At 51.8% G+C, this 14,279-nt stretch carries 12 protein-coding genes; 8 read left to right on the forward strand and 4 right to left on the reverse strand.

The features are described 5' to 3' along the window. Positions 1-118 precede the first annotated feature (118 nt). Positions 119-898: a cupin domain-containing protein gene (locus tag B156_RS0122345; protein WP_018622024.1), complete on the reverse strand. Its 780-nt coding sequence runs from the start codon at positions 896-898 to the stop codon at positions 119-121. Between the two features lie 158 nt (positions 899-1,056). Between B156_RS0122345 and B156_RS0122350 the strand changes: the two genes are divergently transcribed. Continuing rightward, positions 1,057-2,088 carry an SDR family NAD(P)-dependent oxidoreductase gene (locus tag B156_RS0122350; protein WP_018622025.1) on the forward strand — a complete coding sequence of 344 codons (1,032 nt, stop codon included), beginning with the start codon at positions 1,057-1,059 and terminating at the stop codon, positions 2,086-2,088. Positions 2,089-2,363: 275 nt separating this feature from the next. Here the strand turns inward: B156_RS0122350 and B156_RS0122355 are convergent, their stop codons facing one another. Next, positions 2,364-2,621, reverse strand: coding sequence for a DUF6582 domain-containing protein (locus tag B156_RS0122355; protein WP_018622026.1), 258 nt, complete (start codon positions 2,619-2,621; stop codon positions 2,364-2,366). A gap of 83 nt (positions 2,622-2,704) precedes the next feature. On the opposite strand from B156_RS0122355, the gene B156_RS0122360 reads away from it, so the two are divergent. From B156_RS0122360 to B156_RS0122395, 7 genes are all read left to right on the forward strand, one after another. Continuing rightward, complete coding sequence (locus B156_RS0122360) at positions 2,705-3,775, forward strand: NADH:flavin oxidoreductase/NADH oxidase (protein WP_026260989.1); 1,071 nt, start codon at positions 2,705-2,707, stop codon at positions 3,773-3,775. 151 nt (positions 3,776-3,926) lie between these two features. Next, a complete protein-coding gene (ypfJ, locus tag B156_RS0122365) occupies positions 3,927-4,784 on the forward strand; it encodes a KPN_02809 family neutral zinc metallopeptidase (protein WP_018622028.1) in 858 nt (285 codons plus the stop codon). Between the two features lie 145 nt (positions 4,785-4,929). After that, positions 4,930-5,763, forward strand: a complete 834-nt coding sequence (locus B156_RS0122370; RefSeq protein WP_018622029.1) for a ceramidase domain-containing protein — start codon at positions 4,930-4,932, stop codon at positions 5,761-5,763. A gap of 168 nt (positions 5,764-5,931) precedes the next feature. After that, positions 5,932-6,924 carry a glycoside hydrolase family 43 protein gene (locus B156_RS0122380; protein WP_018622031.1) on the forward strand — a complete coding sequence of 331 codons (993 nt, stop codon included), beginning with the start codon at positions 5,932-5,934 and terminating at the stop codon, positions 6,922-6,924. A gap of 140 nt (positions 6,925-7,064) precedes the next feature. Beyond that, positions 7,065-8,144 (forward strand): class II fructose-bisphosphate aldolase, encoded by a 1,080-nt coding sequence (gene fbaA / locus B156_RS0122385; protein WP_018622032.1) that lies wholly within the window; start codon positions 7,065-7,067, stop codon positions 8,142-8,144. A gap of 232 nt (positions 8,145-8,376) precedes the next feature. Continuing rightward, the gene (locus tag B156_RS0122390) at positions 8,377-11,688 is read left to right on the forward strand and encodes an efflux RND transporter permease subunit (RefSeq protein ID WP_018622033.1); all 3,312 of its coding nucleotides are present in this window, start codon (positions 8,377-8,379) and stop codon (positions 11,686-11,688) included. Beyond that, positions 11,672-12,811 (forward strand): efflux RND transporter periplasmic adaptor subunit, encoded by a 1,140-nt coding sequence (locus B156_RS0122395; RefSeq protein ID WP_018622034.1) that lies wholly within the window; start codon positions 11,672-11,674, stop codon positions 12,809-12,811. The genes B156_RS0122390 and B156_RS0122395 overlap by 17 nt, the downstream gene beginning before the upstream one ends. A gap of 1 nt (position 12,812) precedes the next feature. Here the strand turns inward: B156_RS0122395 and B156_RS0122400 are convergent, their stop codons facing one another. Next, positions 12,813-13,136, reverse strand: a complete 324-nt coding sequence (locus tag B156_RS0122400) for a 2Fe-2S iron-sulfur cluster-binding protein (protein ID WP_026260990.1) — start codon at positions 13,134-13,136, stop codon at positions 12,813-12,815. A gap of 11 nt (positions 13,137-13,147) precedes the next feature. Continuing rightward, positions 13,148-14,152, reverse strand: a complete 1,005-nt coding sequence (locus B156_RS0122405; protein ID WP_018622036.1) for an NAD(P)/FAD-dependent oxidoreductase — start codon at positions 14,150-14,152, stop codon at positions 13,148-13,150. Positions 14,153-14,279 lie beyond the last annotated feature (127 nt).

Consider the following 14,279-nt stretch of genomic DNA (forward strand, 5'->3'; position numbering starts at 1 on the left):
TAAAAAGAACATTACCTAATTGTGATATGCTTGACGCCATACGTATTTCTCCATACGTCATTAGTATACTGGCTGTACGGGGATAGGTTTTTTTACCTGATTATCCTATTCGAACAAGCTACTCGAACTGAAACGCAACATAGGTGCAGCTTCCCTTACTCGTATTCTGAAGGGCGTGTGGAACGTTGGATTCCAGAAAAATCAGGTCGCCGACAGTGGCAGAGAACAGCTTTCCGTCAATACTTTCCTGCGACGATTTATCGATCATAAGCAGGAATTCCGCGGCCCGATGCGTGTGGGGTGGGTGGCTCCATAATCCCTGATTAAGGGTGGTTACGTGCATCTCGAACCGTTTGGTCATAGCCGTCGGCCGGTCGAACATCCGGCGGATACCTCCCTTATCGTGCGGCTGAAAAGGCACATCGTTCCAGTCGACCCAGAAAGAGCCCCCCGCTTTTTGCCCCCGTTCAAGATTGGTCGGCTCTTTTGACTGGTAGCGCATCACATAATAGGTCACGGGCGTATCTCCTTCATTCGTGAAGCCATGTTCGTCGCCCGGTGTCATGAGGGCAACACTACCCGCGCCCAGCGTTTTTGTTTTGCCCGCTATAGTTACGGTAAGTTTGCCTTCTTTTATAATGATAAGTTCCTCATCATCGTGTTTGTGCGCCGGATGCGGAGCCGGATGCGGAGCCTGATGCGGCATAACGGTGGTGGCGTGAACTTTAAGATGGCTAAAATCGCGCGTGCTCCCCTCCAGCAGTACCCGCTGTTCCGAAGTCTCTTTTTTAACGACGGGTGTAGCAGCCCACACATATGTTCGGGATTCAATAGGCTGGGCTACCAGCTGATGCGCGGTCAGGCAGAGGGCAATTACGAAAATGGAACGAGAAAGCATGACGACAAAAGTTGTGTGATTCTATAAGGCAACGGCCGTAGTCAGTTACTGCCAGAGGTTGTTACGAGTAGCCAGATATGGGCAGAAGCGCAACCCCATCTGACGATAACCTTTCGGCTAAATGACGGTTATCCTAACGTATCACAACTACTGCTACGATGCGTATGTCACTGCAAACGAAGACCATCCTGTGGGGACTGGCCGGGGTGGGGGCCTGGGTAACCCTAAAATCGGAATTAGCGAAAAAACGGACGATTGATTTTCGGGGCAAAACAGTCGTTATTACGGGTGGTTCGCGGGGGCTGGGGCTTGAGATAGCCCGGTTGCTGGCGCAGGAGGGGGCTAATCTGGCTCTGTGTGCCCGTGATGCCGATGAACTGGACCGCGCCCGTCAAGAGTTGCAAGCCTATGGCGTATCGGTACATACTCAGCCCTGTGACCTGACTGATAAAGCGCAGATTGATCACTTCATTGCCAACGTTCAGAAAACGTTCGGGCCGATTGATGTGCTTATCAACAATGCCGGTATTATTTTGGTAGCTCCCTATGAAAACGCGACGGAAGCTGATTTCAGAGAGTCGATGGAAACAAATTTCTGGGCTGCCTTTCACATGGTCAATGCGGTACTGCCCAAGATGCGATTGCGGAAACAGGGTCGTATTGTCAACATTGCGTCCATCGGTGGTAAGGTTGCCGTTCCTCACCTGTCAACTTACTCAACCAGTAAATTTGCGCTGGTGGGTTATTCGGAAGGGTTACGGGCCGAACTGCTGAAGGATGGTATCTATGTTACTACTATTTGCCCCGGCCTGATGCGTACGGGAAGTCCGCGTAACGCGCTCGTCAAAGGGCAGCACGAGAAAGAATATGCCGCGTTCAAAATCAGCGATTCGATTCCGCTGCTCACGATGAGTTCAGCGAATGCCGCCCGGCAGGTTGTAGAGGCTTGTCGCCATGGACAGGCTGAGCGGCTACTTTCGTTGCCGGCCAAAGTAGGGGCTGCTATTCAGGGCGTTGCTCCTAACCTGCTGGCCGAGGTAGTAGCCATCGTCGCGCGTATGCTCCCTATGCCGGGCAGCAATGGCGAAGGGAGACGCATGGGGAAAGACAGTAGATCTGCCCTGTCGGAGTCAGTACTGACCATGCTTACCGACGAAGCCGCAGAACGTAACAACGAAAACGTCCATTGAGTAATAAGGGCTACTGAATTTCTAACGCCGGGGAATTTTAGCGGCTATCACCTCCATAAAGTCTGCCTGATGGTATTCCTGCTGGCATAACGAACGCTTTATCATCTGCATCCTGTCTTAGCGCACTGTGCAATGGTTGATATCTAGTAAAACTGAACTATACGCAAAACGACACGATCCCGGTCAATAGACCCAATTCGGGCAATGACCGGGATTGTATCATGTGAAAGCAGGTTGTTTGGCCGGGGTACAGCACATCCTGGAATCATCGCCATCTATTCATCCTGGATGGTTACGTCGTGTTTTTTGGCCGCTTTCTTGATTCGTTCTTTAATTACGGCTACTTCATCAGCATCGTACTTCGCTGCGTTATCCTTGTGATTGATGTAATTCCACGCAGCACGAACGTGTTCGGGCGTATCAATAGGATACTTTTTGTTGGTACGGTCCGCAAAGTCAACATCGCCGTATTTGTGATCTCCTTCGGTCGGATTGACATCATCACGCCGGTCTATTTTAGGGTCGTTTGCCATGATCGTTGAGTTGTTTTGTTGGATGTGGTTAACTATAACCAGCAACCGAATGTTTACTAGCCGTACAACCTTGAACTACCCGTATGTCATCATTATTTTCCCCGTTATCCATTCGTACTCTCCAGCTTAAAAATCGTATTGTTGTTTCACCCATGTGCCAGTATTCCAGCGAAGATGGTTTTTCTACCGACTGGCATCTGGTGCATCTAGGCAGTCGGGCGGTAGGCGGAGCGGGCTTGATTTTTACCGAGGCTGCGGCTGTTTCTGCCGAAGGCCGTATCACCCCCGAAGACCTGGGCATCTGGAAAGACGAGCATATTGAGGGCCTGCAACGAATTACCCGGTTTATCCGGCAGAATAACTCAGTACCGGGTATCCAACTGGCCCATGCTGGTCGTAAAGCCAGCCATCGCCGACCCTGGGAGGGTGGTAACCTTATTTTACCGACGGATGAACGGGGTTGGCAATCGGTAGGGCCAAGTGCTATTTCGTTTCAGGGGTCTGGCCCGGAACCAATGGCCTTAACCACCGAAGGGATCGAAAAAGTACTTGCCGATTTCCAGCTGGCGGCACAACGTGCCCTGACAGCGGGTTTTCAGGTTGTCGAAATTCATGCCGCCCATGGCTATTTGCTGCACGAGTTTCTGTCGCCACTCAGCAATCAGCGAACGGACGATTATGGCGGGGCTTTTGCTAACCGTGTTCGGTTGTTGCTGGAGGTTGTTGCGCGTGTTCAAACCGTATGGCCATCGGAACTGCCGCTCTTTGTACGTATATCCGCTACCGACTGGACGGAGGGCGGCTGGACAATTGATGATTCGGTGGCGCTGGCTGGTATCCTGAAAGACAAAGGCGTTGATGTAATAGATTGCTCAACAGGTGGTAACGTGGCAACGGCTAAAATTCCGGTGAAACCCGGCTATCAGGTGCCCTTTGCCGAACGTATCAGGAAAGAAACGGGGATTATGACTGCTGCCGTGGGTTTGATTACATCACCCGAACAGGCAAACACCATTTTGTCCAGCGGGCAGGCCGACCTCGTTTTGCTGGCCAGAGAATTTCTGCGCGACCCCTATTTCCCGCTTCATGCTGCCCAGGCAACCGGTGCCGCCACGGCCTGGCCCGTTCAGTACGAACGGGCCAGGCCCCGATGAATGAGTGACCAGCCAGTCGGATTTTAAACATTTTCCGGACTGAGCGAGTAAGTACTATTGTTTATGCCACTTACTGAATAAGCTGGTGTTTACTATCCGGTTAAATGAGCTGCCGGAAAGCAACCATTCCATCTATTAATCGATAAATACTATGCGTTGGTTAGGAGGCCGTGAAAGTGACAATGTCGATGACCGCCGGGGTAGCAGTGGTGGCGGGATGTTGGTTGGCGGTGGTATCGGCACTGTAGTGGTAGCCATCATCGTGATGCTGCTGGGTGGCGACCCGTCGGAAATTCTTAATCAGACAGCGCCAAGCCAGGCAACGTCGCAACAGGCTCCGGCCGGTCCGCAGGCCGACGATGATGCCGCTCTTTTTACGAGCCGGGTGCTGGCCAGCACGGAGGATGTCTGGACCAAACTATTTGCCGAACAGGGTTCTCAGTACCCCAAACCAACGCTGGTGATGTTCCGGGGAGCTACGTCGTCGGGTTGTGGTACCGCCCAGCAGGCAATGGGTCCTTTTTACTGCCCCCTCGACCAGAAAGTATACATCGACTTATCGTTTTATGACGAACTGGCCCGGCGCTTCAATGCTCCCGGTGACTTCGCAATGGCGTATGTAATAGCCCACGAAATTGGTCACCATGTGCAGAAGCAAATGGGGATTATGGAAAAAACCGACCAGCTACGTCAGCAGATGAGCAAGAGGGATTACAACCGCGTATCGGTTCGGCTGGAACTCCAGGCTGACTTCTTCGCGGGGGTTTGGGCGCATCACGCGCAGGGACAGAGTCTTGCCCTCAATGACAGCGACGTTGAATCGGCCCTGACGGCGGCTAATGCCATTGGTGACGATAAAATTCAGGAAGAAACGCAGGGGCGGGTAGTGCCCGATGCATTTACGCACGGCACCTCAGCCCAGCGGGTATACTGGTTTAAGAAAGGACTCAAAACCGGTGACCTTAGCCAGGGAGATACCTTCAATAGCCGCGAAGATTCTAATCTGTAGCAAGCTGATTCAGAGTATATACGGGTAGAACGGAGCTGATAAGGCTCCGTTTTTGCGTTTCGGGCAGGTTGAATCCAGTTGCCCACTAGAGTAGCCACCTGTGCTGCCCGGCTTTTTTCGTCCAACTTACCTGACGCATTAACGTATGACTGTACCGGGTTTCTATAAAATACTCCTTCGGGCTACCGGCTTCACCCTGGGTATGTTATTGGTTTGGATTGGGATGGATATGTTCATTGGAGGGGACTTCTGGGCGGGTATGCAGGTAAGCCGGTCGGCCCTGACGGTTGAGTACTGCGAGTTCAATCGGGTTACCCGGTTTTTCCACCAACCCATGAACACCTACTCAAACCTGGCTTACTTCTTCTGGGGTGCCCTGATTTTATTTATCGCCCGGTACGACTATCAAAACCGGGATAGTACCGGGCAAAACAGGCTGGAAAAATTCCCTCAGCTTTCCGCCCTGATGGGTATTTGCTTTGTGTATCTGAGCGTCGGTAGCGCGTTTTTTCACGCATCCCTGACGTACGCGGGGCAGCGGGTCGACATGAATGGAACCTACGGTATTATGATCACACTGGCGGGTATTGCGCTCTACCATGTTTTTTATAAAATCAGGCTCGTTGGCATACAGAAAATCGGTTGGGTAGTATGTCTGGCAGCGGCTATCGGGGCTTTCTACTGGTTGGCACTGCTGGTATCCAGCGCCCTGCTGGTACCGGCTTTGATTCTATTGCTGAATGGGCTGATGGTCATAAACTACGTCCAATTCAGGAAAGAACGCTCCCTGGTTCTGATTGTCCTGAGTTTAGTCTTGATCGTGGCCGCCATAAAAATACGAACGCTGGATGTGCAGAAGGTGAATTGCGACCCTCATTCGTTCATTCAGGGACACGCCATCTGGCATTTTCTAACGGCTCTGAGCAGTTTTTGTAGTTATGCTTTCTTTCGCTTTGGAGGCACTACCCGGCGGTTCTGATGCGCTGCTGATTGGCTTATCTAATTTAACGTGAATACGGGCAAAGAATAATCCTCCACTTAGGTTAAATCAGGCAGTAAGGCATTTGTAAAACAGCCGTACTGGCCAGCCGGGAACTGTTCGTATCGAGAAGGTGCTTATTTTTGAACCTTACTTTATCCATTGTTTATGCTGCGCTCACGCTTTTCGCTCGTTTTTACTTTCCTGTTCCTCCTTTCATTTATCAGTTCGGCTCAGCAATCGCCGAAGACCACGTCTGGCAATCCCGTATTTCCGGGTTGGTATGCTGACCCCGAAGGAGCCGTTTTTGGCAACAAGTACTGGATTTACCCTACGTATTCGGCCCCGTACAATCAGCAGGTATTTTTCGATGCTTTTTCCTCACCCGATCTGGTTAACTGGACAAAGCACAGCCGCATCCTCGACTCAACTGCCGTCAAATGGGCTAAACGGGCGATGTGGGCACCTGCTATCGTCGAAAAAGATGGCCGGTATTTCCTGTTCTTCGGTGCGAATGACATTCACGATGACAAAAAAGAAGTAGGCGGCATTGGTGTCGCCGTGGCTGATAACCCCGCCGGCCCGTTCCGGGATTACTTGGGTAAGCCGCTGGTTGGTCAGATTCACAACGGTGCCCAGCCCATCGACCAGTTCGTTTACAAAGACAAAGACGGGCAGTATTACCTGATTTATGGCGGTTGGGGTCATTGTAACATCGCCCGGTTGAAAGACGATTTTACCGGCTTCCTGCCTTTCCCTGATGGCACTACGTACCGGGAAATAACCCCGAAAAACTACGTGGAGGGGCCAATCATGTTCACCCGCAACGGGACGTATTATTTTATGTGGTCGGAAGGCGGCTGGACAGGGCCTGATTATTCGGTTGCCTATGCTACTGCATCATCGCCGTTTGGGCCTTTCGAGCGCGTGGGTAAAATTCTTCAGCAGGACCCGGCTGTGGCGAGAGGTGCAGGGCATCACTCCGTTGTTCAGGTTCCGAATACCGACGATTGGTACATCATCTATCACCGTCGCCCCCTGACCGAAACGGATGGTAACCACCGCGAAACGTGCATCGACCGGCTGTATTTTGACGAGAAAGGAGCCATCAAGCCGGTTAAAATAACGGTTGAGGGCGTCAAACCCCACCCGTTGCCTTAGTAGGCCACCAGAATGGTTGATTAAACCCTGATGATAATTCATCATGGCAAAAATTGTACCTTGCAGCATAAATCCCCCGCACTCCATCTGAACTATCTTTGATATAAGTTTTTCTGATTATAGTTTAAAACCTAGATTTTATGAGCGAAGTAAGCACTCGTTTTGCACCCGGCGTTGTAACCGGCGAAGGCGTCACTGAATTGTTCCGTCACGCCAACGAAAATGATTATGCCCTGCCTGCCGTCAATGTGGTCGGTACGGACTCGGTCAATGCCGTACTCGAAACAGCCAAAGCCGTTAACTCACCCGTCATTGTTCAGTTCTCCAACGGTGGCGGTATTTTCTACGCGGGCAAAAGCCTGCCTAACGATAAGCAACAAGCTGCCATTGCCGGTTCCGTTTCAGGCGCCCTGCACGTGCATCACGTAGCTGAACTATACGGGGTTCCGGTCATTCTGCACACCGACCACTGCGCCAAGAAACTCCTACCCTGGATTGATGGGTTGCTGGACGCTGGTGAAAAACATTTCGATCAAACAGGTAAGCCACTGTATTCATCGCACATGCTCGACCTGTCGGAAGAGCCGCTTGAAGAGAACATCGAAATTTGCGCCACCTACTTCGAGCGGATGGCCAAAATCGGCATGACGCTGGAAATTGAACTGGGCGTAACCGGTGGCGAAGAAGATGGCGTCGATAACACCGACGTCGACGATTCCAAACTCTATACCCAACCATCAGAAGTAGCGTATGCTTATGAAGAACTAAGCAAAATATCGCCAAACTTCACCATTGCGGCTGCTTTTGGCAACGTACACGGCGTCTATAAGCCGGGCAACGTGAAACTGTCGCCCATCATTCTGGACAATTCGCAGAAGTATATTCAGGAGCAGTACGCTACGGGGCCACTACCCGTAAACTTTGTATTCCACGGTGGTTCGGGTTCCAGCCGTGAAGAAATTCGGGAAGCCATCCGCTACGGTGCCGTAAAAATGAATTTGGATACCGATATGCAGTGGGCCATGTGGGAAGGCATTCTGAAATACTACAAGTCGAAAGAAGGGTATCTGCAAACACAGTTAGGCAGCCCTGACGGTGCTGATTCGCCAAACAAAAAATACTACGACCCCCGCGTATGGTTGCGTAAGGGCGAAGAGAGCATGGTACAACGCCTGAAAATTGCGTTCGAAGATTTGAATTGCATCAACCGGCTGGCATAATCGCTTTTCGGTCTGTTATATACGAGAGTGCCGGGTTTGAGAGCCCGGCACTTTTTTTATGGCTGCCAACAAACGGATGAATAACCAGAAATCTTCATAAATGCGTAACTTTTAGAAGCAAAACACCACGATATAATCTATCCGGGAAAAAGAATGACTTTAGCAGAAACTTAGGCCTGCATGAAGTAAAACGAGCGATGAAACTGATTTAATCCGGTATACAGGCTTACTCATGAATTTAATCCGTGCTGCTTTACGTAAACCCATTACCATTCTGGTACTGGTGGCCAGTTTGTTCTTCTTTGGTATAAATGCCGTTCGTACCATCAAGATTGACATTTTTCCGAACCTTAACTTACCGGTTATTTATATCTCGCAACCCTTTGGTGGCTATACGCCTAACCAGATGGAGTCGTTTTTTGGCAAGCAGTACGTCAATCTGCTGCTGTATGTATCGGGCGTAAAGAGTATCGAAACCAAAAATATCCAGAGCTTAACGCTCATCAAATTATCCTTTTACGAAGGCACCAACATGGCGCAGGCGGCTGCCGAGGTAGCTACTTACTCCAACCGTGCCCAGGCCCTGTTTCCGCCCGGCTCGCAGCCGCCGTTTATCCTCCGCTTCGACGCATCTACCCTGCCGGTGGGGCAATTGGTGTTAAGCAGCCCCAAACGGACCAACAATGAACTACAGGATTTGGCCAACGTATATGTCCGCTCGGGCTTTACGGCCATTCCCGGTCTGGTAGCACCAGCCCCCTTTGGCGGTAACTCCAGAACTATCGTCATCAAAGCCGACCCCGCCCTGATGCGGTCGCACAACCTCACCCCCGACCAGTTGGTAGCCGCCCTGCGTATCAACAACCAAGCAACCCCGGCGGGCAACGTGCGCGTAGGCGACCTGAATTATTTTACCCCCGCCAATACCACCATCCGCAATATCGAGGACTTCGGTAACATTCCCCTGTATACCGGAACGGTACAGAACCTGACGCTGAAAGACGTGGCAACCGTTACGGACGGGGCCGATATTACGCAGGGGTACGTACTGGTCAACGGTAAACGCTCGGTGTATATGCCCATTACCAAATCGGCCGATGCCTCAACCTGGGAGGTGGTGCAGAAACTGAAAGCTGCCCTGCCCCGCTTCCAGTCGTTGCTACCCGACGATGTAAAACTAACCTACACCTTCGACCAGTCCGTGTACGTAATCAATTCTGTGGAGAGCCTGATGGTAGAAGGCGGGATTGGTGCTATCCTGACGGGCTTGATGGTATTGCTGTTTCTGGGCGATGCCCGCGGGGCACTCATCGTCATTATCACCATCCCGACCTGTATCATATCCGGCGTATTATTCCTGTCCTTATTTGGTCAGACCATCAATATCATGACCCTGAGCGGGCTGGCCCTGGCTATTGGCATTCTGGTGGATGAAAGCACGGTAACCATCGAGAATATCCACCAGCATATGGACATGGGGAAACCCAAAGCACTGGCCATATGGGATGCCTGTAAGGAAATCGCGTTCTCCAAACTGCTGATTCTATTGTGTATTCTGGCCGTATTTGCCCCTGCTTTCACCATGACGGGCATTCCTGGTGCTTTGTTTCTGCCGCTTGCTCTGTCCATTTCATTCTCCATGATTACCTCGTACGTAATGGCACAAACACTGGTGCCAGTGCTGGCCAACTGGATGATGAAAGAAAATACGCACATCAGCAAAAGCCGGGTTCGCCAGTATGCACGGCTGCTCAGAAAGAAACTCGGACGAAACGGCCGGGCCAGCCAAAACGGGAACGGGCGGAGTGAACACGATATGCTGCTAGACGAAAAGCAGGAACTGGCGCACCGTATCGACCTTAACAACACGGGGAAGGTTAGTTTTTTTGAGCGGATACGGGCGCGGTTCGTTCGCTTCATTGGCCGGACATTACCGTATCGTAAACCCATTGTGCTGGTGTACATCGTTGGTTCGCTGGGTGTGGCCGCTCTATTGATTTCCCTTATTGGTCGCGATGTGTTGCCCAGGGGGGATGCGGGCCAGTTTCAGGTACGAATCCGGAATCCCGACGGTACCCGGCTGGAGAAAACGGAAACATCCATGCTGAAAACCATCGATGTGCTATATGACCTGGTCGGTAAAGAAAACGTAGATATTACCTCGGCCATGGTGGGTATGCACGGCGCCCAGTTCTCCACCAGCCCCATTTACCTGTTCATGGCCGGGCCGCAGGAGGCCGTTTTGCAGGTTAGTTTGACTGAAGACTACGACGCCGATATGGACGGGTTGAAGGACCAGTTTCGGGAACGGATGAAAAAGGCCCTGCCCGATGTGAAACTTTCATTCGAGCCGATTGAACTGACCGACAAAATTTTGAGTCAGGGGTCGCCGACACCCATCGAGGTGAAAGTGTCGAGTAAGAACAAGAAGCAAAACGAAGAATACGCCAATAAGGTCATTGCCAAACTGAACCAGATTTCGTACCTGCGGGATGTGCAGATTGGGCAGGCCACTCATTACCCAACCATAGACGTAACCATCGACCGGGCGCGGGCAGCCCAGTTGGGAACGGATATTTCGGCCATTTCCCGCTCCCTGATTGCCTCCACTTCCTCGTCGCGCTACACCGACAAAAGCGTCTGGATTGACCCTAAATCAACGCAGTCCTACAGCGTTCAGGTCCAGGTGCCGGAAAATCAGATGGCTAGTATAAATGACATTGGCGAGATACCAATTTTGCCTAACAGCAACCGCCCGGTGCTGAGCGATGTGGCTACCCTGCAAAAAGGAACGACCTACGGAGAAAACGATAACCTCGGGGCTATTCCGGTCCTTTCCGTAACGGCCAACCTGAATGACATGGACTTAGGCACGGCTACGACCGATGTGCAGGCCGCCATCAACGCGCTGGGCGAACTGCCACGCGGCATGACGGTCAATTTGCAGGGGCTGAGCGTCGTACTGACCGAAACGCTCGAAAGTCTGCAAAACGGTTTGATAGTTGCTATCGTTGTTATTTTCCTGATGCTGGCCGCCAACTTCCAGTCATTCAAAGTGTCGCTGGTCGTTTTGTGTACCGTTCCCGCCGTACTGGTTGGTTCGCTCGCCCTACTGATGCTCACCGGTTCGACCCTGAATTTACAATCGTACATGGGTATGATCATGTCGGTAGGGGTGTCTATCTCAAACGCGGTGCTGATGGTAACTAACGCCGAAGAACTCCGGATGCGGAACGGTAATGCGCTGCAATCGGCGCAGGAAGCTGCTTCCATTCGTATCCGGCCCATTCTAATGACCAGTGTGGCCATGGTGGTGGGTATGATTCCGATGGCATCGGGTTTGGGCGAGGGCGGTTCGCAGGCGGCACCGCTGGGCCGGGCCGTTATTGGCGGGTTGATTTCCTCCACATTTGCTGCCCTGTTTATTCTGCCGCTGGTTTTTGCCTGGGTGCAGGGTAACACGTCCACCGAATCGGCTTCGCTTGACCCTGAAGATAAAAACAGTAAATATTATATTCCCTCTCTGTATGAATCGGCGAATTAACCGTTCACTCTATACTGTACTGGCCTTTTCCGGTAGCCTGTTCGTGGCCAGTTCACTGGTTAGCTGCCAGAAAACGGAGGGCAAAAAAGACGTTTCCAAAACGGAGGTTTACAAGACGGAAACGGCTGTTGAGGCACCCGCTACGGTGGACGTGTTTGCGCTTAAACGGGGGCAGCTGTCTTCCTCACTCCAGGTACCGGGCGAGTTAGTGGCTTTCCGGGATGTGGACATCTACGCCAAAGTAAGCGGATTTATCAAAGCCATGTACGTTGACGTTGGTTCAGAGGTTAGGCAGGGCCAGTTACTCGCCCTGGCCGAAGCGCCCGAATTAAGTTCTCAGTTATCCTCCGCCGATTCGAAGTTGAAAGCCCAGGAAGCACTCTCTATTGCCAGCAAGGCTAATTACGAGCGGATACTGGAAGCCAGTAAATTCTCCGGGGCCGTATCCAAAAACGATGTAGACCAGGCACTGGCGAAACGAAACGCCGACAATGCCCAGCTGGAAGCAGCCAAATCAGCCTATCGCGAAGTAGGTGACCTGAAGCGCTACCTGCAGATACGGGCACCATTCAGCGGTATTATCAGCGCCCGTAATGCCAGTACGGGTGCGTACATCGGGCCATCGGGCAAAGGGTCAGAGTTTCCGTTGTTTGTACTGACCGAGCAGAAAAAGTTGCGGCTGGTCATCTCGATTCCTGAAGCCTACACCGGTTACGTCGACCAGAACGATCCCATCAGTTTTAGTGTCAAGGCATTCCCGGATAAGAAATTCACCGGGCAGGTGAAACGGCAGTCGGGTACGCTGGATAAACGGCTGCGGTCGGAGCGGGTAGAGGTGGATGTATCGAACGAGGATAAAAAACTGCTGCCCGGCATGATTGCCGAAGTGACCGTACCACTGCCCACAAAGAGCAGTACGCTGATTGTACCAGCATCAGCCATTGTTAACGCATCGACCGGCGTTTTCGTTATTCGCGTCCGTGACCACAAAGCAGAATGGGTGCCCGTCAAAAAAGGCCTGGAAGCGGATGACAAAGTCGAGATTTTTGGCTCCTTATCCGAAGGCGATTCACTGGTAACCACCGCTACTGAAGAAATTCGCGACGGTTCACCCGTGAGGTAAGTCAAAGCGGCTCGTCGCTCTTGATTCTGAATAGTGCCCCTTCTACCAAATCATCTATTTGAATCTGGCAGGCCAGCCGACTGTCGTATTCCGCATCGGGTAATGTATCCAGCATATCCAGCTCGGCATCCTGTGGTGATGGCAATGCATCGAGTCCAGTCAAAACCTGCACGTGGCACGTTGCGCAGAGAGCCATGCCCCCGCACGTGGCCAGTATGGTATAGTCCGACGCTTTCAGGACTTCCATCAGGTTCAGGTTTATACCTTCGGGAATATCTATCGATTGGCGCTCGCCATGGCGGTCTTCAACGGTGAAGTGAATCATGGTCATTCGGTCTAAAAAGTAGGTACACCGTTTACGGTCGTGTACTTGAAACTAAGTTTTTGGTCGGGGTGAACGTAGCGAAAAGCACTTTGGCACATGAGCGCGGCCTCGTGGAAGCCGCACAGAATTAGCTTCAGTTTGCCCGGGTACGTGTTAATATCACCAATAGCATAGATACGTTCAATATTCGTGGCGTAATCGGTTGTGTCGACATGAATGGCCGATTTGTCGATGGTGAGGCCCCAATCGGCGATAGGGCCGAGTTTGGGCGTTAGGCCGAAAAGGGGGATCAGGTTATCGGTCGCCAGCGTAGTTACGGTTTTATCTTTGGCCGTAATGCTGACTTCCTGCAAATGGCCGTTGCCGTTGATGCTGGTAATGGTTGATTGAAGCAGCAGGTTAATACGGCCCTGCTCGGCCAGGTTGAACACTTTTTCCGCTGAATCGGGAGCACCCCGGAACGTGTCACTGCGGTGAATCAGGGTTACCTCGCTGGCAATATCGGCTAGAAAAACGGTCCAGTCGAGGGCCGAGTCGCCACCACCCGCCAGCACCACCCGGCGGTTCCGCAACTGCTCTGGATTCTTGACCATGTAGGCAACGCCTTTCCCTTCAAAGCGTTCGAGGTTGATAATGTCAGGCTTGCGGGGTTCAAAACATCCCAACCCACCGGCAATGACCACTACCTGACAGTGTACAACCGTTCCGTCGCTGGTCGTAACCATATATGAGCCGTCCGGCTGTTTGTCGAGTCCTTCTACCCGTTCGCCAAGCGTGAATCCGGGATTGAACGGGGCAATCTGTTCCATCAGGTTATCCACCAGTGCCTGCGCATTGATGGCCGGATAACCGGGAATATCATAGATGGGTTTCTGGGGGTAAATCTCCGACAGTTGCCCGCCCACCTGGGGCAGCGCATCAATCAGGTGGCACCGCATTTTCAATAAACCCGCTTCAAAAACGGCGAATAAGCCCACCGGGCCCGCGCCAATTATACAAATATCAGTCGTTATCATTGGATTGAAGGAGAGCCCTGCTTTAGTCGATAATCGAATCAGGTTTTCTCGTTTTACTACGCTGTAAAGATAACGGCCTGCCTACCGTTGAAGGCTATCATAAATCTGAATGAGGGATAAGCAGATG

The organism is Spirosoma luteum DSM 19990, from assembly GCF_000374065.1.
Classification (GTDB): Bacteria; Bacteroidota; Bacteroidia; order Cytophagales; family Spirosomataceae; genus Spirosoma; species Spirosoma luteum.

Bases quoted from the DNA above. Each gene is read 5' to 3' on its own strand.
- B156_RS0122345 (WP_018622024.1), bottom strand. From the start codon at position 898: ATGCTTTCTCGTTCCATTTTCGTAATTGCCCTCTGCCTGACCGCGCAT.
- B156_RS0122350 (WP_018622025.1), top strand. From the start codon at position 1,057: ATGCGTATGTCACTGCAAACGAAGACCATCCTGTGGGGACTGGCCGGG.
- B156_RS0122355 (WP_018622026.1), bottom strand. From the start codon at position 2,621: ATGGCAAACGACCCTAAAATAGACCGGCGTGATGATGTCAATCCGACC.
- B156_RS0122360 (WP_026260989.1), top strand. From the start codon at position 2,705: ATGTCATCATTATTTTCCCCGTTATCCATTCGTACTCTCCAGCTTAAA.
- ypfJ (WP_018622028.1), top strand. From the start codon at position 3,927: ATGCGTTGGTTAGGAGGCCGTGAAAGTGACAATGTCGATGACCGCCGG.
- B156_RS0122370 (WP_018622029.1), top strand. From the start codon at position 4,930: ATGACTGTACCGGGTTTCTATAAAATACTCCTTCGGGCTACCGGCTTC.
- B156_RS0122380 (WP_018622031.1), top strand. From the start codon at position 5,932: ATGCTGCGCTCACGCTTTTCGCTCGTTTTTACTTTCCTGTTCCTCCTT.
- fbaA (WP_018622032.1), top strand. From the start codon at position 7,065: ATGAGCGAAGTAAGCACTCGTTTTGCACCCGGCGTTGTAACCGGCGAA.
- B156_RS0122390 (WP_018622033.1), top strand. From the start codon at position 8,377: ATGAATTTAATCCGTGCTGCTTTACGTAAACCCATTACCATTCTGGTA.
- B156_RS0122395 (WP_018622034.1), top strand. From the start codon at position 11,672: ATGAATCGGCGAATTAACCGTTCACTCTATACTGTACTGGCCTTTTCC.
- B156_RS0122400 (WP_026260990.1), bottom strand. From the start codon at position 13,136: ATGATTCACTTCACCGTTGAAGACCGCCATGGCGAGCGCCAATCGATA.
- B156_RS0122405 (WP_018622036.1), bottom strand. From the start codon at position 14,152: ATGATAACGACTGATATTTGTATAATTGGCGCGGGCCCGGTGGGCTTA.